26 protein-coding genes are annotated in these 25684 nt (G+C 63.7%); 17 read left to right on the forward strand and 9 right to left on the reverse strand.

Annotated features, from left to right (window positions below; genetic code table 11):
- Window positions 1–10: 10 nt before the first annotated feature.
- On the forward strand, window positions 11–991 hold the full coding sequence (locus MESCI2_RS0108310) for a Tim44 domain-containing protein (RefSeq protein WP_027036174.1): 981 nt from the start codon (window positions 11–13) through the stop codon (window positions 989–991).
- Between the two features lie 41 nt (window positions 992–1032).
- Here MESCI2_RS0108310 and MESCI2_RS0108315 read toward each other — a convergent pair whose 3' ends face one another.
- Window positions 1033–2130, reverse strand: coding sequence for a lactonase family protein (locus tag MESCI2_RS0108315; RefSeq protein WP_027036175.1), 1098 nt, complete (start codon window positions 2128–2130; stop codon window positions 1033–1035).
- A gap of 200 nt (window positions 2131–2330) precedes the next feature.
- Between MESCI2_RS0108315 and MESCI2_RS0108320 the strand changes: the two genes are divergently transcribed.
- The 8 genes from MESCI2_RS0108320 to MESCI2_RS0108355 all read left to right on the forward strand — a co-directional run bounded on the left by MESCI2_RS0108320 (window position 2331) and on the right by MESCI2_RS0108355 (window position 9889).
- The gene (locus MESCI2_RS0108320; protein WP_027036176.1) at window positions 2331–2882 is read left to right on the forward strand and encodes a MaoC family dehydratase; all 552 of its coding nucleotides are present in this window, start codon (window positions 2331–2333) and stop codon (window positions 2880–2882) included.
- A gap of 2 nt (window positions 2883–2884) precedes the next feature.
- The gene (locus MESCI2_RS0108325) at window positions 2885–4045 is read left to right on the forward strand and encodes a CaiB/BaiF CoA transferase family protein (protein WP_027036177.1); all 1161 of its coding nucleotides are present in this window, start codon (window positions 2885–2887) and stop codon (window positions 4043–4045) included.
- Complete coding sequence (locus tag MESCI2_RS0108330; protein ID WP_027036178.1) at window positions 4042–5211, forward strand: extracellular solute-binding protein; 1170 nt, start codon at window positions 4042–4044, stop codon at window positions 5209–5211. Before MESCI2_RS0108325 ends, MESCI2_RS0108330 begins: the two co-directional genes overlap by 4 nt.
- Before the next feature lie 25 nt (window positions 5212–5236).
- Window positions 5237–6424: an ABC transporter substrate-binding protein gene (locus MESCI2_RS0108335; protein ID WP_027036179.1), complete on the forward strand. Its 1188-nt coding sequence runs from the start codon at window positions 5237–5239 to the stop codon at window positions 6422–6424.
- 71 nt (window positions 6425–6495) lie between these two features.
- Window positions 6496–7233 (forward strand): ATP-binding cassette domain-containing protein, encoded by a 738-nt coding sequence (locus tag MESCI2_RS0108340; RefSeq protein ID WP_027036180.1) that lies wholly within the window; start codon window positions 6496–6498, stop codon window positions 7231–7233.
- Window positions 7226–7969, forward strand: coding sequence for an ATP-binding cassette domain-containing protein (locus tag MESCI2_RS0108345; RefSeq protein WP_027036181.1), 744 nt, complete (start codon window positions 7226–7228; stop codon window positions 7967–7969). The genes MESCI2_RS0108340 and MESCI2_RS0108345 overlap by 8 nt, the downstream gene beginning before the upstream one ends.
- Window positions 7966–8916 carry an ABC transporter permease gene (locus tag MESCI2_RS0108350; RefSeq protein WP_027036182.1) on the forward strand — a complete coding sequence of 317 codons (951 nt, stop codon included), beginning with the start codon at window positions 7966–7968 and terminating at the stop codon, window positions 8914–8916. The genes MESCI2_RS0108345 and MESCI2_RS0108350 overlap by 4 nt, the downstream gene beginning before the upstream one ends.
- A 1-nt stretch (window position 8917) precedes the next feature.
- Complete coding sequence (locus MESCI2_RS0108355; RefSeq protein WP_027036183.1) at window positions 8918–9889, forward strand: ABC transporter permease; 972 nt, start codon at window positions 8918–8920, stop codon at window positions 9887–9889.
- Between the two features lie 9 nt (window positions 9890–9898).
- Here the strand turns inward: MESCI2_RS0108355 and MESCI2_RS0108360 are convergent, their stop codons facing one another.
- On the reverse strand, window positions 9899–10738 hold the full coding sequence (locus MESCI2_RS0108360) for an amidohydrolase family protein (protein ID WP_027036184.1): 840 nt from the start codon (window positions 10736–10738) through the stop codon (window positions 9899–9901).
- Between the two features lie 64 nt (window positions 10739–10802).
- A complete protein-coding gene (locus MESCI2_RS0108365) occupies window positions 10803–11588 on the reverse strand; it encodes an IclR family transcriptional regulator (RefSeq protein ID WP_023808863.1) in 786 nt (261 codons plus the stop codon).
- A gap of 168 nt (window positions 11589–11756) precedes the next feature.
- Between MESCI2_RS0108365 and MESCI2_RS0108370 the strand changes: the two genes are divergently transcribed.
- From MESCI2_RS0108370 to MESCI2_RS0108405, 8 genes are all read left to right on the forward strand, one after another.
- Complete coding sequence (locus MESCI2_RS0108370; RefSeq protein WP_027036185.1) at window positions 11757–13076, forward strand: ABC transporter substrate-binding protein; 1320 nt, start codon at window positions 11757–11759, stop codon at window positions 13074–13076.
- A 138-nt stretch (window positions 13077–13214) separates the two neighbouring features.
- Window positions 13215–14111 carry a carbohydrate ABC transporter permease gene (locus MESCI2_RS0108375; RefSeq protein ID WP_023808865.1) on the forward strand — a complete coding sequence of 299 codons (897 nt, stop codon included), beginning with the start codon at window positions 13215–13217 and terminating at the stop codon, window positions 14109–14111.
- 2 nt (window positions 14112–14113) lie between these two features.
- On the forward strand, window positions 14114–14980 hold the full coding sequence (locus MESCI2_RS0108380; protein ID WP_027036186.1) for a carbohydrate ABC transporter permease: 867 nt from the start codon (window positions 14114–14116) through the stop codon (window positions 14978–14980).
- Window positions 14981–14984: 4 nt separating this feature from the next.
- Window positions 14985–16082 (forward strand): ABC transporter ATP-binding protein, encoded by a 1098-nt coding sequence (locus tag MESCI2_RS0108385; RefSeq protein WP_027036187.1) that lies wholly within the window; start codon window positions 14985–14987, stop codon window positions 16080–16082.
- A 5-nt stretch (window positions 16083–16087) separates the two neighbouring features.
- Complete coding sequence (locus MESCI2_RS0108390; protein ID WP_027036188.1) at window positions 16088–17200, forward strand: mandelate racemase/muconate lactonizing enzyme family protein; 1113 nt, start codon at window positions 16088–16090, stop codon at window positions 17198–17200.
- Between the two features lie 9 nt (window positions 17201–17209).
- The gene (locus tag MESCI2_RS0108395; protein WP_027036189.1) at window positions 17210–17539 is read left to right on the forward strand and encodes an L-rhamnose mutarotase; all 330 of its coding nucleotides are present in this window, start codon (window positions 17210–17212) and stop codon (window positions 17537–17539) included.
- The gene (locus MESCI2_RS0108400; protein WP_027036190.1) at window positions 17532–18608 is read left to right on the forward strand and encodes a Gfo/Idh/MocA family protein; all 1077 of its coding nucleotides are present in this window, start codon (window positions 17532–17534) and stop codon (window positions 18606–18608) included. The genes MESCI2_RS0108395 and MESCI2_RS0108400 overlap by 8 nt, the downstream gene beginning before the upstream one ends.
- The gene (locus MESCI2_RS0108405; RefSeq protein ID WP_027036406.1) at window positions 18605–19060 is read left to right on the forward strand and encodes a MaoC/PaaZ C-terminal domain-containing protein; all 456 of its coding nucleotides are present in this window, start codon (window positions 18605–18607) and stop codon (window positions 19058–19060) included. Before MESCI2_RS0108400 ends, MESCI2_RS0108405 begins: the two co-directional genes overlap by 4 nt.
- Before the next feature lie 116 nt (window positions 19061–19176).
- Here the strand turns inward: MESCI2_RS0108405 and MESCI2_RS0108410 are convergent, their stop codons facing one another.
- The 6 genes from MESCI2_RS0108410 to pbfA form a co-directional block, all read right to left on the reverse strand.
- Entirely contained in the window at window positions 19177–19974 is a 798-nt protein-coding gene (locus tag MESCI2_RS0108410; protein ID WP_027036191.1) for an ABC transporter permease subunit, read from the reverse strand.
- A 3-nt stretch (window positions 19975–19977) separates the two neighbouring features.
- Window positions 19978–20835, reverse strand: a complete 858-nt coding sequence (locus MESCI2_RS0108415; RefSeq protein ID WP_032900503.1) for a 2-aminoethylphosphonate ABC transporter permease subunit — start codon at window positions 20833–20835, stop codon at window positions 19978–19980.
- Window positions 20828–21973: an ABC transporter ATP-binding protein gene (locus tag MESCI2_RS0108420; RefSeq protein WP_081738668.1), complete on the reverse strand. Its 1146-nt coding sequence runs from the start codon at window positions 21971–21973 to the stop codon at window positions 20828–20830. Before MESCI2_RS0108420 ends, MESCI2_RS0108415 begins: the two co-directional genes overlap by 8 nt.
- Window positions 21974–22002: 29 nt before the next feature.
- Window positions 22003–23034 (reverse strand): 2-aminoethylphosphonate ABC transporter substrate-binding protein, encoded by a 1032-nt coding sequence (locus MESCI2_RS0108425; RefSeq protein WP_027036194.1) that lies wholly within the window; start codon window positions 23032–23034, stop codon window positions 22003–22005.
- 254 nt (window positions 23035–23288) lie between these two features.
- Window positions 23289–24299, reverse strand: a complete 1011-nt coding sequence (locus tag MESCI2_RS0108430; protein ID WP_027036195.1) for a 2-hydroxyacid dehydrogenase — start codon at window positions 24297–24299, stop codon at window positions 23289–23291.
- A 2-nt stretch (window positions 24300–24301) separates the two neighbouring features.
- The gene (pbfA, locus tag MESCI2_RS0108435; protein ID WP_027036196.1) at window positions 24302–25660 is read right to left on the reverse strand and encodes a (R)-1-hydroxy-2-aminoethylphosphonate ammonia-lyase; all 1359 of its coding nucleotides are present in this window, start codon (window positions 25658–25660) and stop codon (window positions 24302–24304) included.
- Window positions 25661–25684: the final 24 nt, after the last annotated feature.

A 25684-nucleotide genomic window follows, 5' to 3' on the forward strand; every position in this document is an offset into this window, starting at 1 on the left:
TTCATCTCCGATGACTTCCCGTACAAGCCGATTTGCAGCCCTCTTTGCAGGACTGTTCCTGGCGTTTTCGATGGTCGCGATAGACCATGCCGAGGCGCGCCGCGGCGGCAGTTTCGGCAGTCGTGGCATGCGCACGTTCCAATCGGCACCGCCGACCAGGACCGCACCGGCTCCGACCGCTCCAGTCGAGCGTTCGATGACGCCCAACACCGGTGTGAATAACGCGGCCCGGCAGCCGCAGGCCGGCCTGCAGAGGCCCGGCTTCATGAGCGGCTTCGGGGGAACGATGATGCGCGGCCTGCTGCTCGGCGGCCTGGTCGGCCTGCTCGTCGGCCAGGGCTTCGGCGGCCTGGCCGGCATGTTCGGTTTCCTGCTTCAGGCCCTGCTCATCGGTGGCGCGATCATGCTGGCCATCCGCTTCTTCCGCTCGCAGTCGGCGCGTGGTCCAGCGCTCGCCGGTGCCGGTAATGCCCAGGCTTCGAGATTTGAGAACCGCGCAACGGCAGGGCAGCAGACTGCAGGCTCCTTCACAATTCCCGGCTTTGGCGGTGGTTCGGGCGGAAGCTCTCCGGCCATCGGTTCTGATGAGATCACGCTGGCTCAGACCGATCTCGACGCATTCCAGCAGTTGCTGACCGATGTCCAGGAAGCATTCGGGCGCGAAGACCATGCCGCCCTGCGCCGGGCGGTGACTCCCGAAATGGTGTCCTATCTGTCCGAGGAACTGGCCGACAATGCCCAGAAAGGTGTCAGGAACGAGGTGACGGACATTAGTTTGCTGCAGGCCGACGTCGCTGAAAGCTGGCGTGAGGATGACCGCGACTACGCCACGGCCGCATTGCGCTACGAGTCTCGTGACGTGACGCGCGAACGGGCCAGCGGCAAGGTCGTCTCGGGCGACGATGATCATCCGACAGAGACGACCGAGCTGTGGACATTCGTGCGTGAGAATGGCTCGAACTGGAAGCTCTCAGCAATACAACAGGCTTGAGCCTCGGGCGATTTTGTCCAAGGCTTCGCGGTTGTGGGTGTTCAGCGCACGATCTTGACGCACATCGGCGTGCCGATCTCGATGGCGCGTCCGGTGTCGGTCAGCATGCCGGTCTCGGCGTCGCGCGCGAAGATCGAGATGCGGTCGCCATTCTGGTTGGCCGAGAACAGATGGCCGCCTGACGGCGTCAGCGCCAGGTTACGCGGCGTCGCACCACCGCAAGGGACATAGCCGACCAGGGCCAGCGCACCGGTCTGCTGGTCGACGGCCATGATGACGACGCTGTCGTGGCCGCGGTTGGAGCCGTAGACAAAGCGGCCATCCGGCGAGATCTGGATGTCGGCGCAATGGTTGCTGTCGCGCGCTTCGGCCGGCACCGCTGGCCTGGCGTCGACGAGCGTGAGCTTGCCCGAGGCTTCGTCCAGCGCCATCGACGCGATGGTCGAATCCAACTCGTTCATGACGAAGACGAAACGCCCGTTCGGATGCAGCGCCAGATGGCGCGGGCCGGCGCCCGGCGGCAAGGCGGATTCGCCAAGCTTGGTCAGGTTGCCATCGTGCTCGATCCGGTAGGACACCAGTCGGTCGATGCCGAGATCGGCGACGATGGCTGTCCCGCCGGTAATGGTTTCGGTAATGCTGTGGGCGTGCGAGCGTTCCTGTCGTGCCGCATTCGGGCCGCTCCCGGAATGCGAGACGCTGGCCAGCGGCGCCGACAAGGCACCACTCTCCTCTAAGCCATAGACAGCCACGGCGCGATCCGGACCGCCCCCGCCCATGCCGTAGTTGGCGACCAGCAGTTTTGTCCCGTCGCGGGTGATGGTGTTGTGGGCGGTGATGCTGCCCAGCGACGGCTGCTTGTTCAGATAGGTGAGCGTCCCCGAAGCTCGATCGAAGCTGTAGGCCGAGACAGTGCCCTCGCGCCAGGTGAACACTTCCGAGTTGGCGTAGATCCGCGAGCCATCCAGCGTCACCGAGAGGAAGGTCGGATTGTCAACGTCATTGGTCTCGGCCAGTTTTCGGGTTTCCAGCGTTTCCTCGTCAAAGCTGTAGACGCCGAGACCGACGCCCCGAGCGCCCTGAAAATACGGCGCCTCGCGGTTCAGGCTGCCGACAAAGACCAGACAATCCTTGCGCATGATTTTTCTCCCCTGCCCGCCTGCGCTTCGGCGCGCGGGAGCAGCCAAAATTTCGCCTGTTCACGCTTGCAACGCAACCCCATATGTGAAAATACTATTTACAAAAGAAGATTGACGGGAGGAGACGTCTTGCATTTCGACGCCTTGATGCGTTTTCCGACAGCTGTGACGTGTCCCATACAAGGCTGGCGGTGACGGCCATGAACGATTTCGCGCCCACCGTCGGCGTCGCCTCGACGCATCCCAAGAACATGCCAGCGGATCACGCCGCGCTGCCGGTGTGGAATGCCGAGAACTGGTTCTACGAGGACTGGCCCGTCGGCCAGAAGATCCGTTCGTTGCGGCGCACCATGGCCGAAGGCGACAGCCATTTGTTCAACACGCTGGTGCTCGACATCCACCCCTATGTGCAGGACCAGATGTTTGCCGAGAGCGAAGGCATTTTCGGCAAGCGGCTGATCGCCGGCGCCTTCGTCTTTTCGGCTGGCCTGGGACTGGTCGCCACCAACTGCGTCAACGCCTTTTCCTATGGCTACGACAGGCTCCGCTTCATAAAGCCCGTCTTCATTGGCGACACGATCTATTCGATCCGCTCTAACCTCGACAAGACACCCCGCTACAAGGAGATGGGGCTGATCCGCGCCAGCTATGAGGTGTTCAAGGGAGAAGGCGAACTCGTTCTCTACTGCGAGCATCTGCAGACGGTGAAGTACCGCAACCCTGCCGACTTCGTCGGCAAGACGGAGAAATAGAAATGCCGGCAGCAGCCGAATTGCCGCTCGCCGGTCTTGTCGTCGTCGACATGAGCCAGTTCCTGTCCGGGCCTTACTGCTCGCTCAGGCTGCTCGATCTCGGTGCCCGCGTCATCAAGATCGAGCGTCCGGATGGCGGCGACCTGTCGCGCCGGCTCTATCTCAGCGACACCGAGATCGGCGGCGATTCCACCATCTTCCATGCCATCAACAGGGCTAAGGAAAGTCTTGCCATCGACCTCAAGAACGAGGCCGATCTCGAGGCGCTGCGCGGCCTTCTGGCCAAGGCCGATGTACTGATCCAGAATTTCCGGCCGGGTGTCATCGAGCGGCTCGGCCTGAACTATGAGGCGGTCCGCAAGATCAATCCGCGGCTCGTCTATGCCTCGATCAGCGGCTACGGCGAGGACGGCCCGTGGGTCAAGCGGCCCGGCCAGGATCTCCTGGCGCAGGCGCGTTCCGGCGTGATGTGGTTGAACGGCGACGAGGATCAGGGACCGGTGCCGTTCGGCCTTGCCATCGGCGACATGCTGGCCGGTGCGGCCTGTGCGCAGGGCATTCTGGCCGCACTCGTGCGGCGCGGTATCACCGGTCAGGGCAGCCACATCGAAACCAGCCTGCTGGAAGCGCTTGTCGATTTCCAGTTCGAGGTGCTGACCACGCATCTCAATGACGGCCGCCGCTTGCCCAAACGCTCCAGCTTCCGCAGCGCGCATGCCTATCTGTCGGCGCCTTACGGTGTTTACCCGGCCAAAGACGGCTACCTCGCCATCGCCATGACGCCGATCCCCAAGCTGGCCGATCTCCTGTCGCTCAGCGAACTCGCACCCTATCGCGACAAGCCGGCATCGTGGTTCACCGCGCGCGACGACATCAAGGCGATCATTGCACAGCGGATCGCCACCAAGACGATCGACGAGTGGCTTGATATCCTCGAGCCGGCTGACATCTGGTGCGCCAGAGTGCTGACCTGGCCCGAGATGCTGGCAAGCGAGGGGTTCCAGTCGCTCGATATGCTGCAGACGGTGACGCGCGAGGATGATGTCTCGATCCTCACCACGAGTTCGCCGCTCCGGGTCGATGGCATCAGGGCCAAGGTCGACCGGGCGGCGCCACGCATCGGCGAGCACAGTGCGGCAATCCGCGCGGAATTCGGCCTGTGAGCGTGCCCATCCTCAAGGGCATGACCTGGAGCCATCCGCGTGGCTACGATCCGATGGTCGCCTGCTCGTCGCTGTGGCAGCAGAAGACGGGTATTGCCATCGAGTGGGACAAGCGCTCGCTTCAGGATTTCGAATCCTTCCCGGTTGAGGAACTGGCGCGCGCCTATGACCTCATCGTCATCGACCATCCGCATGTCGGCCAGATCACCGCTGAACGCTGCCTGGAGCCGCTGGATGTCGCCGGCCGCGAGGCGGAGCGCACAGCACTTGCCTCGGGCAGCGTCGGCCAGTCCTATCCGAGCTATAACTGGCAAGGACGGCAATGGGCTTTCCCAATCGATGCGGCAACCCAGGTCCAGGCATGGCGACCGGATGCGCTTGAGGCGCCACCGGCGCGCTGGAGCGAGGTGCTCGATCTCGCCCGTCAAGACCGCGTGCTGTTGCCGCTGCGGCCGCCTCACGTGCTGATGGTGTTCTATACGCTGGCCGGCAATCTTGGACATGCGTGCAGGACCGATCCGTCCCGCGATTTCATTGATCTTGGAGCCGGCGGCGACGTTTTCGAGGCAATGCGCGAGATCGCGGCGCTGGTCGAACCGGCCTGTTTCGAGATGGATCCGATTGCGGTCTCGGAGCGCATGGCAGAGGCCAATTCCAGGATCGTCTGCGCGCCACTGATCTACGGTTATGTGTCCTATGCAATGGCTGGGTTTCGCGCGAACCGGCTGTCCTTTGCCGACATCCCAGTCGCTGGCGTCAGCGGTCCGATCGGTTCGGCGCTCGGCGGCACCGGCATAGCCGTATCAGCCTTTTCCAAAGCCAGAGATGCAGCGATCGATTTTGCCTACTGGGTTGCCAGCGGCGATGTCCAGCGCGGCGCCTACGCCGCTGCCGGCGGCCAGCCCGGCCATGCCGCGGCCTGGGAGGACCAGACCGTCAATGCGGCGACCGTCAATTTTTATCGGGACACGCGCGCGACGCTGGAGGGCGCATGGGTGCGGCCACGCCATGACGGCTACATGGCGTTCCAGCAGGCCGCGTCCGAACGCATCCTTTCCGGCATGACCTCCCGGCACAATGCCGCCGAGGTCGTTGCCGATCTTAATCGCCTGTTTCGGGAAAGTTCTCCGGCGCAGGTGTCCGGCGCTGCCGGTGGAGGAGCCTGAACCAAACCGAACGGAGGAGAACGAGATGACAGGAATGATCCGCGGCCTGCTGGCCGCAACGACGCTTGCCTCGCTTGCAACGACCGCCTTCGCCCAGGATGCGCAAGGCGTCATCGGCGGGCTGCCGACCGAACTCAAGGCGCAGTATGACGGCGCGCCGCAGAAGGTGCTGCCCTCGGCCTGGGACAATTTCACAGCGCCGCCGAAGCCGTGGAAATGGTGCCACTCGGAATCCTACCAGGGCAATCCGTGGCGGGTCACGGTGACCAAGGAGTTGAAGCGTCTCGTTGACGGGCTGATCGCCGACGGAACGGTGTCCAGCTTCGAGGTGTCTGATTCCAACAACGACGCCAGCCAGCAGATCAACCAGATCCGCGCCTTCATCGACAAGAAGTGCTCGATCATCACCTCGATCCCGGGCTCGGCGACGGCACTCGATGATGCGATCGACGCTGCCGCCAAAGCCGGCATTCCGTTCATCACCGCCGCCGGCTCGGTGACCAGCCCGAACGCCATCAATGTCGATTCCAACTATGCGCGCTGGGGCTACGACATGATGACGGCGATTGGCAAGGCGCAGCCGGACGGCGCCAGCATCCTTCTGGTCGAAGGCATCGCCGGACACCCGATCGTGGTGCAGGAGCGCCAGGGCGCGGACAAGGCGCTGGCCGAAAATCCGAAGCTGAAGATTTCGCGCAACGTCAACGGCAACTGGACAGCCAACGTCACCAAGACCGTAGTGCTGCAGGCGATCGCCACCAACCCGGCGCCGATCGATGCGGTGTGGACGACAGGCAGCGAAAGCCGCGTCGTCGCCGAGGCCTTCGCAGAAGCCGGCCGGCCGGCGCCATTGATCACCGGCTCGATCACCGGCGATGCTTTGGGCTACTGGAAGGCTAACCCCGACAAGTACCGCTTCGAAGGCCATGCGGTGCTGCCGCACTGGACCGCGCAGACGCTGTTCCGCGTCGGCGAGCGCATGCTCGACGGCCAGAAGCCGAAGCTGAACACACTGCTGATCCCGATCCCGCCTGTCCACACCGCCGATCTCGGCGCCTGGTACAAGGACTGCATGACGACGGATGCGGTGTCGATCTTCCCGATCCCGCCGACGGATCCGATGCCGGAGGAATGGCTCGACGCCTATTTCTCGAACCCGGCGCCGACCAAGGGCTGGGATTATTCGAAGGTGCCCGACGCCTGCGCAAAATAACGCTGCGCGAACTAGTCTCCCAGCAGGCCGGTTCCTTTCAGGGAGCCGGCTTGCCAGCATCGAAATGCGACATGCTTGAAATCAAAACCATATCCAAACGCTATGGCGAGACGATCGCGCTCGCGGACGCATCGATCGCGTTCCGGGCGGGGACCATCCACACCATCCTGGGCGAGAACGGTTCGGGCAAGAGCACCATGGTCAAGCTGTTGTCCGGCATCGTCCAGCCGGACAGCGGCGCGATCCTGCTGCAAGGCAAGCCATTTTCTGGCGCCAATCCATCGGCCTTCCAGGCGCAAGGCTTCGCCACGGTGTTCCAGGAGGTGCTGATCGCGCCGGATCGCAGCGTGACCGACAACATCCTGCTCGGCCTCGACGGGCTGGTCCGGCGCGCTGTGCCCCGCAACGAGCGCCGTGACCGGGCGAAAGCTGCGCTGAAGCGCTTTGCGGTCACCGACGTCCCCCTCGACAAGCCAGCCGGCCTGCTGCCGCTCGCCGCGCAGCAATTGGTCGTCCTTGCTCGCGCGATCGTGCGCAACCCAAAGATCCTGATCCTCGACGAGGTCACCGCCGCGCTCGACTTCGCCGACCGCGAATCGGTGTTTTCCCTGATGCGCGCGCTGGCCGGCGAAGGCTGCCTCATCCTGTTCATCACCCACCGCATGGACGAGGTGATGTCGCTTTCGGACCGCATCTCGATCCTGCGGGGCGGCAGCGTGGTGCGCACCGAAGATCGCGGCGCTTCCACGCCAGCTGAGCTCCTCAAGGCCATGGCGCCACGCACCGCGGCGGAGCTGGCGCATGGCTGACCGCGCTGCCCTTGCCGTTCGCGACCTCGTCATCGCGCCCGGCGCCAGCCCGATCACGCAAGCGATTGCTCCGGGCGAGATTGTCGGTCTTGCCGGTCTCGACGGCCATGGTCAGGAACTGTTCCTCAAGATGCTCGCCGGCCTGGCATCGCCGTATGGGGGCTCGATCGTGCTCGACCTGCCCGGTGAGCCCCGCAAGATCACCGGCTTCCGCAAGGCCGTCTCTAGCGGCATCGCCTATCTGCCGCGTGACCGACGCGCCAACGGCATTTTCCCGACGCAGTCGGTGCTCGACAATTTCGCCGTTTCGACTCTGTCGCGCGACACACGGCTCGGCCTGATCAGCCCGGCGGCGCGCAACGCGCGGTACGACATCTACCGCGAAAAACTGTCGATCGCCGCACCCCGGCCCGATGCGCCGATCACCACTCTTTCGGGCGGCAACCAGCAGAAGGTGCTGCTGGCGCGGGCCTTGGCACTGGAGCCCGCAATCCTGCTCCTCAACGATCCGACGCGTGGCGTCGACGTGGCGACGCGGCATGTTCTCTACGACGTTTTTCGCGGGCTGGCGGCCGACGGCATGGGGCTGGTCATCCTGTCCAGCGAGATCGAGGAGATTCTTCTCCTGTGCCAGCGCGTGCTGGTGTTCCGCGAAAACGAGGTGGCGGCTGAGATCGCCGGCGACGCGCTCACCACCGACAGTGTGATATCAGCCATGTTCGGACGTGCGGCATGAGCCCTGGTGCGCGTCTCCTGTCCCTTGGGCGAAATTTCGGCTTCGCCGTCGTGCTGCTGGTCGTCCTGCTTGCGGTCAATCTCGTCCTCAGCCCGGGACGGTTCCAGCCAGGTTCCTGGGGGGCGCTGGTCGGATTGGCGGCGCCCTTGATCGGCGCGGCCATCGCCTCGACGCCAGTGATCCTCGCCGGGCGTGGCGGAATCGACATCTCGGTCGGGCCATTGATGGGCTTCGTCAACGCTTTGACGATCCAGGTCCTCTTCCTCGGCGCCGGCATCTCATCGCCCTTGGTGCTCGTTCCGGCGGCGTTGCTCGTCGGCGCTCTGGTGGGTGCTGCGAACGGCTTCCTGGCGACAATCGTGCGCATCCAGCCGATCGTCGCCACACTCGGGACCTATCTGATCCTGACCGGCGTGACGCTGACAATCCTGCCGGCGCCGATCGGTCCCGCACCGGCCTGGCTCAAGGCGCTGTCCGGCCCGCTGTCGATGCTGCCGCTGGCACTGATGTTCATCGCCTGGTGGCTGGTGCGGCGTACGCCTTACTACGACCAGTTGATGGCGGTGGGCAGCGACGACCGTGCCGCCTACACCGCCGGCGTCGATGTCACGCGCGTGCGCTTCATCGCCTATATCATGACCGGCATCCTTGGCGGCTGCGCCGGATTGATGCTGACCGCGCTGATCGGCTCCGCCGATCCGAACATCGGGCCAACCTACACGCTGATCGCCATCGCCGCGGTAGCGCTCGGCGGCGTCAGCCTTGCAGGCGGCCGTGGTGGCGTGGCGGGTGCCGCCATCGGCGCCATCGACATCTTTCTTCTGCAAAGCGTGCTGACGACATTCAACGTCTCGACCTTCGTGCTGCAGATCGCCTACGGCGCGATCCTGGTGCTGGCCGTGATGCTGACAGCGCTGCAGGAACGTCTTGCCATGGGGAGACGCTGACATGGTTTTGCGCCAAAACCTCTTCGCCACAACCAAAGCGCGCGTCGTCGGCGCCTTCTGTGTCGCCGCCCTTCTGCACCTTGCCGGCACAATTCTCATTCCCGGCTACTCGGCGCCGTTTGCGATACGCGCCATGCTGGTGCTCGCCTCGCTGCTCGCCGTCGCCTCGATCGGGCAGACGCTGGTCGTCATCATGGGCGGCATCGACCTGTCGATCCCTTTCGTCATCGGCTTTGCCAATGTCGTGGCGGCGCAGCTCTATGGCGATGGCTGGAATTTTGTCCTGGTCTGCGGCCTCGTCGGCGTACTGGCGATCATCATCGGCGGGCTGAACGGACTGATCTCGCGCAGCCTCGACATCCAGCCGCTCATCGTCACGCTCGGCATCGGCATGGTCGTGCAAGGGCTGGTGCTGTTGTGGACGGCGGGTTTTCCGTCAGGCTCCGCACCGCAAGCGGTTTCCAGCTTCGTGTCGATCGGCGGATCGGCCGGCCCGCTGCCGGTGCCGTGGCTGGTGCCAAGCCTGGTCGTGCTGGCCGCACTCGTCGTCCTGGTGCTTGAGCGAACACCTTATGGCCGCCGGCTCTACGCGCTGGGCAGCAATCCGGGCGCGGCGCCGCTGGCGCTGATTGACCCGGTTCGCATGTGGGTCATCACCTATGCGACAAGCGCTTTCTTTGCCGCCGTGGCAGGAGTGCTGCTGCTCGGCTTCACCGGTTCGGCCTATGGGGATGTCGGCCAGCCCTATCTGTTCCAGACCATCGCGGCGGTCGTCGTAGGAGGCGCAGCACTTGTCGGCGGCCGGGGCAGCTATCTCGGCACGATCGCCGGCGTGCTAGTGCTGACCGAGATCAACACGCTGCTGATCGGCCTCGGCTTCCAGCCCGCAGCGGTGCAGGCCGCGCTCGGCTTCGTCATCGTGCTGCTGGTTTCGCTCTATGGCCGTGAGCGGCACGTCTCGACAACCATCTGAAAGGACCAGTCAGTCGAGCCGCCACAGCTTGCGGGCATTGCCGGACAACAGCCTGTCGCGCTCGGCAATGCTGCAGCCGGAGAGCAATGCATGGGTCGCCGCCACCCAGGTCGACAGGCCGCCGCCTAGCGTGCAGACCGGCCAGTCGCTGCCCCAGACGACGCGGTCCCAGCCGAATGAACTGATGGTGTGCTCGACGTACGGCCGCAACGTCTCGACCGTCCAGCTGCCGGCATCGGCATAGGCGACGACACCGGAAATCTTGGCCATGACATTCGGGCGCCGGGCGATGTCGCTCATATGCTCGCGCCATGGATGTTCGCTCTTGCCCTTGATGTCGGGGACGCCGCAATGATCGAGGACGAACGTCACATCCGGTGCCAGGTCGGCCAGCGCGATCGCCTTGGGGATCTGGTGCGGCAGCACGACGAGATCGAAGGTCAGGCGGGTGCCGCCAAGCCGCTTGATGCTGCCGCGAAACACCGCACCTTCCGAGAGCTCGTCGGGCACGACATGGAGGACGCGGCGAAAGCCCTTTACGAACGGGTTTGCCCGCTGCCGTTCGAGATAGGCCGCGAAGTCCCCTTCCTCAGGACGGCAGGACGCGATCACCCCGGCCAGCATGCTGCCGGGCTGCCGTGACAGTCCTTCCACACGAGCGGTCTCGGCCTCGATGTCGGCCGGATCGACATCGACCTCCATATGCAGCACACGCCCGACGCCGACACGCTGCGCCTCCGTCGCGTAGTCTTCATAAGAGAAATCGCGGTTGAGCGCCGGCACGCCGGCGAGCCAGGGATAGCGCAGGGCCGAGCGATCGATGAGGTGAAGATGGGTATCGATGATCATGATGAGGCTCCTCCCTCTGGCCTTTCAATCATCTCACGGGGGAATTCTTCATTCAAATAAGAATTCATACCGATGAGCCGACTGCTGATCCAGCAAGGTGCGACAGCTTTTCACACGTTGCCAGCAACAGTTCGATCGTCCTGGTGATGTCGGGTGCGGAAGGCGCGTTGACCACCGTGATGTAGGGAATCGACAGCGCGGCGATCGCCTTGCCGTCGGAACTGCGGACCGGGGCCGACAGGTTGAAGACGCCGGCTGTCTGCATCGAGGCCATCATCTCGTAGCCACGGTCGCGGATCTGGTCGAGACGGGTGAAGAACTCGGTCGATTGCGCCGTCTTGTCGGTGCTGCGGACGTGTTCGGAAATCATCATCTGGCGCTCTTCCGGTGAGCGGAAGGCGAGCAGCACATGTCCCGAACCGGTGTCGAACAGGCTGATATGGGAGCCGACCCGGATCGAGATGCCCCAGTAGTTCGGCGCTTCCTGCTGGCCGATGACGACGGCAGAACCGCGATCGAAAACAACCAGTTGGTTGGCCTGCTGCGATGTCTCGGCAAGCTCACGCATCAGCGGCGTCGCATAGGAGACCAGCCGCCGTACCGGCGCGTGCAACTGTGCCAGGCCGAACAGCTTGAGCGTTAGCGAGTAGCGGTCGCCATCGAGGCGCGTGACGTAGCCGCGCCGCACCAACCGGTCGAGCATGCGATAGAATTCGTTGGGACTGCGGTCGAGTTTCTTGGCGATTTCGGCCTGGGTCAGGCCGCCGTCGACGCCCGCCAGCAGTTCGAGGATATCGAGCCCCTTGTCGAGCGCCGGCGCGCGATAGCGCTCGTCTTCGCTGTCGTCCATGGGCTCATCTCCAGTGAATTTCACCCTTCATATACGCAGGAACGTGCGCGGCGGAAACAAATTTCGCCTTGACGTGTCTATGAATGTTTTGTTTGTATATGAATGTAGCACTTCTTGTCATCAGACGAGTTGCGGTCGCCGCGGAGGCGGCACCAAGGGAGGATACCAATGAACAGACTGCTTTCCGGCGTGTGCGCCGGTGCATTGTTGCTCGCGTCAGGTGCGGGCGCTGCCCTTGCCGGCGACCTGCCCGGCAAGTTCGAAGGCGTGACCGTCGACGTGAAGCTGATCGGCGGCCAGCAGTATGAAAAGCTCTACGAGCGCATTCCCGAATGGGAGAAGGCGACCGGCGCCAAGGTCAACATCCTGACCAAGAAAAACGGCTTCGACATCGACAAGGAGCTCAAGTCCGATATCGCCTCCGGCAGCACCAACTGGTGCGTCGGCTGGAACCATTCGTCGTTCGCGCCGCAATATACGGGCCTCTACACCGACCTCAGCAAATTGCTGCCCAAGGAAGAGATCGACGCCTTCGTGCCGTCGACCATCAAGTCGGCGACCATCGACGGCAAGCTGGAGATGCTGCCGCGCGCGCAGTTCGACGTTTCGGCGCTCTACTACCAGAAGAGCCTGTACGAGAACGCCGACAACAAGGCCAAGTTCAAGGCGAAATACGGCTATGACCTGGTGCCGCCGGATACCTGGAAGGAAGTCACCGACCAGGCCGAGTTCTTCGCCAACCCGCCCAATTTCTACGGCACGCAATTCGCCGGCAAGGAAGAGGCGATCAACGGCCGCTTCTACGAGATGGTTGTCGCCGAGGGCGGCGAATATCTCGACAAGGACGGCAAGCCGGTCTTCAACTCCGAGGCCGGTATCCGGGCGCTCGACTGGTTCGTCAACCTCTACAAGGCCAAGGCCGTGCCGGCCGGCACCACCAACTACCTCTGGGACGATCTCGGCCAGGGCTTTGCGTCCGGCACCGTCGCCATCAACCTCGACTGGCCGGGCTGGGCCGGCTTCTTCAACGATCCGAAGTCATCCAAGGTTGCCGGCAATGTCGGCGTCAAGGTCGCGCCGAAGGGTTCTTCGGGCAAGCGCACCGGCTGGTCCGGCTTCCATGGCTTCTCGGTGACCGAGAATTGCCCGAACAAGGAGGCTGCGGCTTCCCTGGTTTGGTGGCTGACCAACGAGGACAGCCAGAAGCTCGAGGCCGCCGCCGGCCCGCTGCCAACCCGCACCGCGGTCTGGGACTGGGACCTGAAGCAAGCCGAAAACGATCCTTACAAGAAGGAGGTTCTTACCGCCTTCCAGGAAGAAGCCAAGCACGCCTTTGCCGTGCCGCAGACGCCTGAATGGATCGAGATCTCGAACGCTGTCTATCCCGAATTGCAGGCGGCGATCCTCGGCGACAAGACCTCGAAGCAGGCACTGGATGAAGCCGCCGCCAAGGCGACGCAAATCCTCCAGGACGCAGGCAAGCTCTAGCAACGGCTCCCAGGGCTGCCTCCCCCATCGGGAATGGGGGAGGCGATCGCGTTGCGCGGGATGCCAACGGTTTACGGTGATCCCTTCGTCCCCCGGCCCACGCACCGCCGTCCAAATGCAAACACTTCAAGGATTCTGATGAAGGGCTTCAAGCCATCCGCGCCATTCCTGCTGCTGCTTCCGGCCATGATCGTGCTGGCGGCGGTTGTCGTCGTGCCGCTGCTATTGTCGCTCTATTCCAGTTTCACGCCGTTCCGCCTGACGCGGCCAGAAACTTTCTACGTCTTCATCGGCATCCGGAACTATCTTTCGATCCTGTCCAACACCGATTTCTGGTGGGCGTTCGGCCGCACGGTACTGCTGCTGACCATAGCGCTCAATCTCGAAATGCTGCTTGGCCTCGGCCTCGCCATGCTGGTCGAGAAAGCGACGCGCGGCCAGCGCATCCTGCGCACGCTGATGATGTTCCCGATGATGTTCTCGCCGATCCTGGTCGGCTTTCAGTTCAAGTTCATGTTCAACGACAATATCGGCCTGGTGAACAATGCCTTGCAGTCGCTCGGCATCACGCAAGACGCCATACCGTGGCTGATCGAAGGCCATCTCGCCTTCATCGCCATTTCGATCGCCGAGATCTGGTCGTCGACGGCGATCTTCGCCATCCTGATCCTCGCCGGCCTGCTGGCCATGCCCAAGGAGCCGATCGAGGCGGCGCGGGTCGACGGCTGCACGCCGTGGCAGACATTCCGCTATGTGACGTGGCCGTTCGTCATGCCGTTCGCCTACATCGCCATGACCATCCGTTCGCTCGACGTGGCACGCGCCTATGACATCGTCAAGATCATGACCGATGGCGGGCCGGCGGGCCGCACCGAACTGCTTTGGACCCTGGTGGCCCGCACCGCGTACAGCGACGGGCGCATGGGCATGGCCAACGCCATGGCCTATTTCTCGATCCTGCTGTCGATCGCCTTCACCGTCTACTTCTTCAACAAACTCGCCGCGGCGCGCACGCAGATCGGTGCGGAGTGGTGAAGATGGACGAGAATTCTTCCGCCCGCCTGAAGCGCCGGCTGCTGGGCATCGTCTATCGCATCGGCCTGTTCCTGGCGATGCTGACGATCTGCCTGCCGGGCCTGTGGATCGTCATCTCGTCGCTGCGGCCGACCGTCGAAATCATGGCCAAGCCGCCGGTGTGGATCCCGCAGGAGATTTCGTTCGACGCCTATGTCGCCATGTTCTCAGGCATCGGCAAAGGCGGCATCCCTGTCATCGAATATTTCCGAAACTCGCTGATAATCTCGGTCACCTCGACGGTCATTGCCGTGGCCATCGGCATGGCCGGCGGCTACGCTTTCGCGCGCTACCGCTTCCGCGGCAAATCCGGCGTTTTCCTCGGCCTGATGCTGACGCGCACGGTACCGGGCATTGCGCTGTCGCTGCCGCTGTTCTTCCTCTATGTGCGGCTTGGCATCATCGACACGCATTTCGGGCTGATCCTTGCCTATGTCGCGCTCAACGTGCCGTTCACCATCTGGCTGATCGACGGCTTCTTCCGCCAGGTGCCCAAGGACCTCGCGGAGGCCGCGCAGATCGATGGCTGCACACGCTGGCAGGCGTTCTGGCAGGTCGAGTTCCCGCTTGCCGGACCGGGCATTGCGTCGGCCGCCATCTTCGCCTTCCTGACCTGCTGGAACGAATTCGCGCTGGCTTCGCAGCTGACCCGCTCGGTGAGCGCCAAGACATTGCCGGTCGGCCTCCTCGACTACACGGCCGAGTTCACCATCGACTGGCGCGGCATGTGCGCGCTCGCCGTGGTGATGATCATTCCGGCGCTCACCCTCACCTACATCGTCCAGAAACACCTTGTCGGCGGCCTGACCTCCGGCGCGGTGAAAGGCTGATCCCATGGCAACCGTTTCCCTCAGAAAACTGACCAAGCGCTACGGCACTGTCGGGATCGTGCATGGCATCGATCTCGATATCGCCGACCGCGAATTCATCGCGCTGGTCGGCCCGTCCGGCTGCGGCAAGTCGACGACGCTGCGCATGATCGCCGGACTGGAAGAGATCAGCGCCGGCTCGATCGAGATTGGCGGGCGCATCGTCAACGACCTGCCGCCACGCTCGCGCAACATCTCGATGGTGTTCCAGTCCTACGCGCTCTATCCGCACATGACGGTGCGCGAGAATCTCGGCTTCTCGCTGAAGATCGCCGGTGCCGCCAAGGGAGACATGGACCGCCGTGTCGCCGAAGCCTCGGCCATCCTCGGCCTCGACACGCTGCTCGACCGCCGTCCGTCGCAACTGTCCGGCGGTCAGCGCCAGCGCGTCGCCATGGGCCGCGCCATCGTGCGCGATCCAGACGTCTTCCTGTTCGACGAGCCGCTTTCCAACCTCGATGCCAAATTGCGCACGCAGATGCGCACCGAGATCAAGAAGCTGCATGCCAAGGTGCAGTCGACGGTGATCTACGTCACCCACGACCAGGTCGAGGCGATGACGCTGGCCGACCGCATCGTCATCATGCGCGACGGCCATATCGAACAGGTCGGCACGCCCGACGAGGTTTTCCGGCGGCCGGCGACGCGCTTCGTTGCCGGCTTCATCGGCTCGCCGCCGATGAATTTGCACGAGGCGACGATCGACGGTGGCCAGATGGTTTTCGCCAGCGGTGAAAAGCTGCCGCTGCCCGGCCAGTTCAAATCCAATGTTGCCACCGGCGACAAAGTCGTGTTCGGGCTGAGGCCGGACGACATCTATCCGACCGGCCATGGCATCAGTTCCGGGGGTGCTGCCGACGTACACCAGATCGAACTGCCGATCACGGTGACCGAACCGCTCGGCAACGAGACGCTGGTGTTCGTCGAATTCAACGGTACGGACTGGGTGTCGCGCATGCTGAACCCGAGGCCGCTGCGCCCGGGCGAGCGGGTCGCCATGAGCCTCGACATGTCGCAGGCGCATCTGTTTGCCACTGAGACCGGGAAGACATTGCGGAGCTGATCGGCATGACCAGAATCGAGAAAGTCGAGCTGCGGATGGTGGACCTTGTGCCCAAGGTCAAGCGCACCGACGCCATCCAGAGCTTCGTCAGCCAGGAAACGCCTATCGTCACCATCACCGATTCCGACGGTGCGGTCGGCACCGGCTACAGCTATACGATCGGCACCGGCGGTTCGTCGGTGATGCGGCTTTTGTCCGACCATCTGGTGCCGCGCCTGATCGGCCGCGATCCTGACATGATCGAGGCGATCTGGCACGATCTCGAATTCGCCACGCATGCCACGACCATCGGCGCTATCACCGCCATCGCCATCGCGGCCATCGATACAGCACTGTGGGACCTACGGGCAAAGAAGCAGAACCTGCCGTTGTGGAAACTGGCTGGCGGCGCCAAGGACCGTTGCCCGCTTTACACGACCGAAGGCGGCTGGCTGCACATCGAGACGGCAGCACTTGTCGATGACGCACTGGCCGCCAAGGCCAAGGGCTTTCGCGGCTCGAAGGTGAAGATCGGCAGGCCACACGGCTCGGAAGATCTTGCCCGCTTGTCGGCGGTGCGCAAGGCGGTCGGCGACGGCTATGAGATCATGACCGACGCCAATCAGGGATTCTCGGTCGACGAGGCGATCCGGCGCGCGGCAAGGCTGCGCGAGCTCGATCTCGCCTGGATCGAGGAGCCGCTGCCGGCCGACGACATCGACGGGCATATCAGGTTGTCGAACTCGACGCCGACGCCGATCGCGATCGGCGAGTCGCTCTACTCCATTCGCCATTTCCGCGAATACATGCAGAAAGGCGCCTGCTCGATCGTGCAGGTCGATGTCGGCCGCATCGGCGGCATCACGCCCTGGCTCAAGATCGCGCACGCGGCGGAGGCCTTCGACATTCCGGTCTGCCCGCATTTCCTGATGGAACTGCATGTCAGCCTGACCTGCGCTGTTCAGAACGGCCGATATGTCGAGTACATTCCGCAACTCGACCAGTTGACCGGCAAGCGCCTCCGCATCGAAGATGGCCAGGCGCTGGCGCCCGACGAACCCGGCATCGGCATCGATTGGGACTGGGACGCGGTCAAGGCCATGAGCATCGCCGAATTCACCACGGCGATCACGAAATAGGAGAATGATATGCAGCGGATGGGAATGGTTCTGGGGCTGAAACCGGAAAAGGTCGAGGAGTATGTCCGCCTCCATGCCGCCGTCTGGCCCGACGTGCTGGCCATGATCTCCGCCTGCAACATCAAGAACTACTCGATCTACCTGAAGCGGCCGGAGAACCTGCTGTTCAGCACCTTCGAATACCACGGCAGCGACTACCAAGCCGACATGGCCAAGATGGCGGCCGACCCGAAGACGCAGGAATGGTGGGCGGTCTGCATGCCATGCCAGGAGCCGCTGGCGACGCGCAAGGAAGGTGAATGGTGGGCAGAGATGGACGAGGTCTTCCATCATGACTGAAGGCGGCTTCGACCCTGCCTTGCTCGTTCAATCCTGGCCAAAACCTTCAAAACCCCGACCGATCGTCACCTTCGGCGCCGGATCGATCGTCGGCGACGCGCATTTCCCGGCCTACAGGAAGGCCGGCTTTCCCGTCGCCGGCCTTTATGATCCTGATCATGCCAGGGCTGAAAAGCTGGCCAGCCAATGGGGCGTGACAGCCTTTCGCTCGACTGAGGAAGCGACCGCCGTCGAGGGCGCGATCTTCGACCTTGCCACCCCGCCGTCGCGTCATGCCAATGTGCTGAAGTCATTGCCGGACGGCGCGGTGGTGCTGATCCAGAAGCCGATGGGCAGCAATCTTGCCGAGGCGACCGCGATCCTCGAGATCTGCCGCGCCCGGCAGCTGCACGCAGCGGTGAACTTCCAATTGCGCTTCGCGCCGATGATGCTGGCGCTCAAGGATGCTATTGGCAAGGGCTGGCTCGGCGAGATCGTCGACTTCGATGCCTGGCTGGCGCTGGCGACACCGTGGCAGCTTTGGGAGTTCCTGCTCAAGGCGCCGCGCGTCGAGATCGCCATGCATTCGATCCACTATCTCGACCTGATCCGGCAGTTGCTCGGCGATCCCAAGGGTGTGCACGCCAAGACGCTCGGCCATCCCAACCATGCCGTGGCGCAGACGCGCACCAGCGCCATTCTCGACTATGGCGACACCGTGCGCTGCGCGCTGTCGATCAACCACGACCACAAGTTCGGCCGCCGCCACCAAGCCTGCGAGTTCCGCATCTGCGGCACCGAGGGAGCAGCCTATCTCAAGTTGGGTCTCAACCTCGATTATCCCACAGGTGAGCCGGATGTGCTGGAAATCTATCCGAAGGGCGGAACGGGCTGGATCGCCGTGCCCTTGGCCGGCGAGTGGTTTCCCGATGCCTTCGTCGGCCGCATGGCCAATGTCCAGCGCTTTGCGGCCGGAGAAGATGCTATTTTGATCAGTCCAGCCGAGGATGCCTGGAGCACGATGGCGCTGGTCGAGGCAGCGTATCAATCGAGCGCGGCACCGGCGACACCGATCGCGGAAAGGCCCTGATGGAACAGATCCAGTATTTCGAAGACTATGAGATTGGCGCGTCGCGCCTGACCAGCGGCCGCACCATCACAGAGACCGACTTCATCGTCCATGCCGGCCACACCGGCGATTTCTTCCCGCACCACATGGACGCCGAGTTCATGAAGACGACGCCATTCGGCCAGCGCATCGCGCACGGCACGCTGGTGTTCTCGGTCGGCATCGGGCTGACGGCAACCGTCATCAACCCTGTCGCCTTTTCCTACGGCTACGACCGGTTGCGCTTCATCAAGCCGGTGTTCATCGGCGACACGATCCGGACGCGCACCACAATTGCGGCCAGGGAAGACGACCCGAAGAGGCCGGGGGCGGGACGGGTGATCGAACGCTGCGAGGTGATCAACCAGCGCGGCGAAGTGGTGCTGGCGGCCGACCACATCTACATTGTCGAACGCAGGCCGGCGCAGGGCTGAGACTTGGGAAAGTCCTAGAGCATTTCACCGTTTCATGGAAACGGTGAAATGCTCTAACGCTTTATTTTGACGCGATTCTAGACGGAAAACCGCTTCACACTTTTCCTAGAATTGCTCTAAGAGCCGGTAGCGCGCTTGGTGATGCGCTCCAGCCCGAGCAAGAGAACCAGCGTCGCCACGACCAGGATCATGGTGAGTGCCGCGCCGGCAAAGATGTCGCCGCGGTCGGTGAGGCTGAAGATCGAGACCGGCAGCGTCACCCAGCCCGGCGGGTAGACCATGACGGTGGCGCCAAGTTCACCCATCGACAGCGCGAAACTGAGACCGAAGGCGGCGACCAGATAGGGTGCTAGCAAGGGCAGCGTGACGTGCCAAAGCCGGTAGGCCGGGCGAGCGCCGAGGCTCGACGCCACCTGCTCGAAGTCGGGCGAGAGCCGCGCCAGTCCAGCCGAGACATTGCCGAAGGTGAAAGCCGAGATCAGCACGAAATGTGCGATCATGACGATCGCCACCGTGCCGTTGAGGAGCAGAGGCGGATGGCTGAAGGCGACGAGCAGGCCAAGGCCAACGGATACCGAAGGCACCGCACTGGGGATGAAGAACAACAGGCCGAGCAGCCGCTTCAAGGCAGGCCCCTGAAGACGCAGCGACAGGGCCGCCCAGGTGCCGCTGACCAGCGCCAGCGCGCTGGCCAGGAAACCGGTGATCAGGCTGGCCTTGACCGCTCTGCCGGCGGAGCCGGAAATGACATCGGTGTAGTGCTCCGTCGTCAGGCCGTTGGGCAGCACGCCGTTCCACTGATCGGCGAGGCTGGACAGCAGGATGACCGCGAGCGGCGCCAGGAACAGCACGCCGAAGATCAGTGCGAAGAGCACCCACAGGACAAGACGACCGGAGCGTGACCAGACCAGCATGGGCTAGGCTCCCAACCGGCCGGCGGCGAAACGATAGAGGCCGAACAGGCCAAGCGACAGCGCGATGTTGACGACGGCGATGATGCAGGCGACCTGGTAGGCCGATTCCTGGATCGCCTTGCCGTAGATCAGCAGCGGCAGGGTGATGACGCCCTTGGCGCCGATGAACAGAACGATGCCGAATTCGTTGACTGTCAACAGCAGGCACAGGCTGCCGCCGGCAATGAGCGCCGGGATTGCCGCCGGCAGGATGACCTGGCGGACGATGCGAAACGGCCGCGCGCCAAGCACGCTCGCCGCTTCGATCTGGCCGCGGTCGACCAGCGAAAAGGCGGCGAGCAGAGGACGCAGGATGAAGGGTGTGTAGACGGTGATCTCGGCCAGGATCACGCCCCACGCCGAATAGAGGAAATCGACGGGCGGCAACGGCAACGAAAAAGTCTCCATCAGCCCCGCATTGAGCATGCCGGCGGAGCCGTAGAGGAAGGTGAAGGCTAGCGTCACCAGGAACGTCGGCAGGGCAATGAAGGTGTCGATCAGCCTGGCGATGAAGCCGCTGCCGGGGAACGGCACGAAAGCGAGGATCAGCGCCAGGACGAGGCCGACAACCAGGCATCCGGCTGTCGCCGCGATCGAGATCGACACGGTGTTGATCAGCGCGTTGAGGAAGAAGCGCGAATGCAGCACCCGGATCACTTCGGCGACATTGGCGACACCGATGTCGTCGAGGAAGGCCTGGCGGGCAATCAGTGCCAGCGGATAGAAGAACAGGAGCGCCAGCAGGGCCGCCGGCGGCACGATCCAGAATTTGCCGGACTCTGTTCTCGCCACTGGCGCGCGAATTGCGACCGCGTCAGACACCGGCGTCTTCCGGAAGAAGCGAGGTGTCGGCGGGTGCGAAGAACAGCGGCACCTTGGTGCCGGGTTCGGGCAAGGCGATCGGCAGCCTTGTCGCAGAGACACGCACCGGCGTGCCGTCGACATCGAGCACGAGGTGGGTCAGTTCGCCCTGCCAGTGCACTTCCCTGAGTGTGCCGACGATGCGGTTGGTATGTTCGCTGTCGGCGGTCAGGCTGAGATGCTGCGGCCTGATGCAGAGCAGGCTCTTGTCGCCGGCCTTCTCGTCACGGCCCGCGCCGGTGAGCGTAACATCGCCGTGCCTGGCCGTGGCAAAGCCCTTCGAGCCAACGGCCTCGGCAATCGTCACCGGCAAAAGGTTGGCGCGACCGAGGAACTCGGCCGTAAAACGGTTTGGCGGGCGGCGGTAGAGTTCGGTCGTGGGTCCGTGCGAACAGACCCTGCCGTCGCGCATGATGGCGATCTTGTCGGCAAGCGTCAGCGCCTCGGTCTGGTCGTGGGTGACATAGAGGATCGTCAAGCCCGGCAGGCTGCGGTGCAGCCGGGCAATCTCCTCGACCATGTTGCGGCGGATCTGTGCGTCGAGCGCCGAAAGCGGCTCGTCGAGCAGAAGCACGCGCGGCCGCACCGCCAGAGCCCGTGCTATCGCGACGCGCTGCTGCTGGCCGCCGGAAAGCTCGCGCGGATAGCGTCTGGCATAGGCCGACATGCCGACGGTGGCGAGCGCATCCTTGATCCGCTCGCCGATCAGCGCCTTGTCGGCGCCCTGTGCTCTGAGGCCGAAGGCGACGTTGTCCTCGACCCGCATGTGAGGAAACAACGCATAGTTTTGTACCACCATGCCGAGGCCGCGCTCATAGGGCGGCAGGTCGGTCACGTCGGTGGCGCCGATGCGGATCCGCCCGCTGGCGGGCCGCACGAAGCCGGCCACAGCGCGCAAGGCCGTCGTCTTGCCGGAGCCGGATGGGCCGATCATCGCCAGGATCTCGCCAGGTGCGATATCCAGGGTCAGCGGATGCAGGACGACATGCGCGCCATAGGCGACGCTGACCTTGTCGAAATGGACGTTGGAGCCGGCGCCGCGAACCTTCGCGGCGTCGATGTCCATGACACTGGTACCAGTAAAGGCTGCGGCCGACATGGCGTGGTCCTCCGGGTTTCCCTTGCGGATCAACTTCCGGTCGCTTCGTTCCAGCGCTTGACATAATCGGGCAGCTTGCTCAGCGCGTCGTCCCAGTTCGGCGACCAGACGGTCACGCCTTTCATCGCCTCCTGCGCCTTGGCGAAGTTGGCGTCATCCGGCTTGACGTCCTTGCGAGCCGGCATGCCGAGCGCAACGGAACTGATGCTCGACTGCGCTTCCTTGGAGAGCAGGAAGTCGATCAGTTTCTTGCCGTTGTCCGCGTTGGGTGCGCCGGTGACCAGGCCGATTTCATAAGGCAGCGCGAAGGTGGAGCGCACACCGTCAGGACCCGCCGGCCAGAAAACCTTGATGTTGGGATTGTCGGCCATCTGCGACATGTTCATCTGCAGATCGCCATTGGCGACATGCAACTCACCCTTGTTGACCAGCGCGGTCAGCTTGCCGGTCGAAGCGGAGGGGCCGACATTGTTGTCCTGCAGCTTCTTCATGAACTCGAAGCCGGCATCCTCGCCGCCGAAGGCGTGGATGATCTGCAGCATGACGGCGGTGCCGTCACCGGCCTGGCCGGGGGTAGAATACTGGATCTTGCCCTTGAACTTCGGGGCGAGCAGGTCGTTGTAGGCCTTTGGCGCTTCCGGCAGGACGGCACTGTTGTAGATGAAGTTCATGTAGTTGTTGACCAGCGGCCGATACTTGTCGGTGCCGCCATCGATCTGGTCGGCGGCTTCCGGCTTATAGTCCTGCAGCAGGCCGTCAGCCGCGGCGCGCTGCACGAAGGGCGGCAAGGTCACCAGCACGTCGGCCTGCGGGTTCGACTTTTCCTTGGCGACACGCTCGACGACGCCGCCGGAACCTGCCTCGATATACTGCACGGTGATGCCGGTGGCCTTGGTGAAGGCGGCGAACTCGGTCTCGAACCAGCTGCCATTGCCGTCATGCAGACCGTCGGCGGAATAGATGGTGACGACACCGTCGGCGAGTGCCGGTCCGACAAGAGCCGACGACGCCAACAGCGACGCGGCGAAGGTCATAGCTATGGTTGCCTTTTGCGATTTCATGATCAGTTCCCCTGTGATTGATGGCACATTCTGCGATGCACTGTGACGATCTCGCCTGTGGGCCGGAGGCTCATGCGGCGCCGTTCGATCTCGTCGTTGTGGCAACTCTGGGGATTGGCGATCGATAAGTAAAATCTATTTATTTTATGAGAGGCAAAGTTCTTCTGATAGTTGTCATGGAATTGTCGCAACGCTGTCGTGGCGGCAACTCGGGCTCGCCGAAGGCCGGCGATTGGCGGCAGAGATGGTGGTGGTCAGCCGAATGAAACGCCAGATGTCTGCGCCCGCAGCCGCGGATCGAACGAACGAACGGTAACCGGCCGGCCGTCGAGAATTTCGAAGCAGCGCGCGAGCGTGTCGTCTTCGAGCCGACGCATGGCCTCCTGCGTGAAGAAAGTGAGATGCGGAAACAGGATGACGTTGTCGCGGCCGAACAGTGCGCTCATCGGATGGCCTGACCTGGCCAGCGGTTCCACCGAATAGACGTCGAGCCCGGCACCGCCGATGCGCCCCGAGATGATCGCCTCGACAAGAGCGGCCTCGTCGATCAGCGCGCCGCGCGAGACGTTGACGATGATGGCCGAAGGCTTCAGGCAAGCGAGCTCGGCTTCACCAATCAGGCCGCGCGTCCTGTCGTTCAGCACGCAGTGGAGGGAAACGAAATCGCAGGCGCGCAGCATGGCGTGGAGATCATTGATCTTCTCGATGCCGGCGGTGCGCATGGTTGCGACATCGACACCGGGATCGAAGCCGAGAACGCGCGCGTGAAATCCCTGTCCGGCCATGCGCGCCATGCTGCGGCCGATCTTGCCCAAGCCGACGAGCCCAAGAGTGGCGCCGGACATGTCGCGCCCCAGCCAGCGTTGCTCGGGCCAGATCCAGCCATCACGTGACACCGCCGCCGTGATAGAGGGCAGCCGCTTGGCCAGCGCGATCATCAGCGCGAAGGCGCCTTCGGCGACGGTCTCCTCGGCATAGTCCGGCACGTTGACGACGGGAATGCCGCGCCGTATCGCGGCGGGGATGTCGATGGCATCGACGCCGACGCCATATTTGACGATGCCCTTCAATCTGGGAGCCGCCTCGATCACCCGTGCGGTGATCGGCGTGTAGCACATCAGCAAAAGATCGGCGTCGGCAACGGCCTGCACGAGATCAGCTTCGGGGATGCCGTCCGGCAGGGTCACCAGTTCGACACCCCTCGCCCGCAAGCCGGCGTCAATGCCGGGGCATTCGAGCTCGCGGTCGGTGCGCACGGCCTTCATGATCAGGCCGCCAGCACGGCGCTCTCGACGATGTCGAGCGCGCGGTCGAGGTCGGTTTTCGAAATGACCAGCGGCGGCGACAGCGTCAACACGTTGCCCTGGCTGATCTTGAAGCTCAGCCCCTGTTCAAGGCAGGCATAGAAGACGCGCTCCGCGAGATCGCGTGCCGGCTGGCGCGTATCGCGATCTTCGACGAGCTCGACGCCGACCATCAGTCCCCTGCCCCTGACGCCGCCGACATGGGGCGAGCGCGCCATCAGGTCATGCATGCGTCCGAGCATGTGCCGGCCAAGCTCGGCCGCGCGCTCGACCAGCCCTTCCTCCAGGATGATGTCGATCGTCGTCAGCGCGGCGCGTGTCGTCACCGGGTTCTTTTCATGGGTGTAGTGACCGATCGCGAAGCCGCCGGTGACGTCGAGATCACGGCGCGCGATGACGGCGGCGATCGGCAGGATACCGCCGCCGAGTGACTTGCCTAGAACGACGATGTCGGGCGTCACATCATCATGCTCGTGCGCGAAGAATTTTCCGGTCTTGCCGAGGCCGGTCGGGATCTCATCGAAGATCAGCAGCGTGCCGTGCCGGTCGCAGGCTTCGCGCACCCGCTTCCAGAAACCGGGCGGCGGCGGGTTGGGCGTCGCCCGCATCGGTTCTGCGACGACCGCCGCCACGTCCTGCTCGCGGCCAAGGACGTAGGCAATCATGTTGGCGCAGGCAAGGCCCGATGCTTCCAGGGAATCGTGGCCATAGGGGCAGCGATAGCCATCCCACGGCGCGACATGTTCGGTGCCGGTCATCATCGGGCCTGATATGTGCGAGCGGAAGGTCGCCTCGCCGCCAACGCTGGCTGCGCCGAAGCCGGCGCCATGGAACGCATCCCAGAACGACACCGTCTTGAAGCGGCCGGTCGCGGCGCGGGCGATCTTCAACGCCACTTCAATGGCGTCCGAGCCGCCGGTGGTGAACAGCACCTTGCCGAGATCGCCGGGCGCCAATGCCGCCAGCTTCTCCGCCAGCTCGACGGCGGGCTCGCAGGCAAAGCGGCGCGGCGCGAAGCAGAGCTCGTCGAGTTGCTTCTTGATGGCGGCCACAAGCCTCGGATGGCCATAGCCGAGGTGATGGACGCTGTTGCCGTGGAAATCCATGAAGCGGCGGCCCGCGGTATCCTCGATCCAGATGCCTTGCGCCTTCGCGATGGTCGAAAGGCAGGGGCTGGACAGGCTCTGGTGCATGAAGGCGGCCGCGTCGCGATCGAGCAGGCCGCGGATCCGCGGATCGTCCTGCCCGGCATCCCATCGGCCGCGAGCCGCTGTGGTGTTGGAATCGCCTTCGGTGTGCACAAGCTCTTTGATCGCGGCCATCATGGTCTCCGAAACGCGAATGAG

Origin of the sequence: Mesorhizobium ciceri WSM4083, assembly GCF_000519305.1 — a bacterium.
Taxonomy (GTDB): Bacteria; Pseudomonadota; Alphaproteobacteria; order Rhizobiales; family Rhizobiaceae; genus Mesorhizobium; species Mesorhizobium ciceri_B.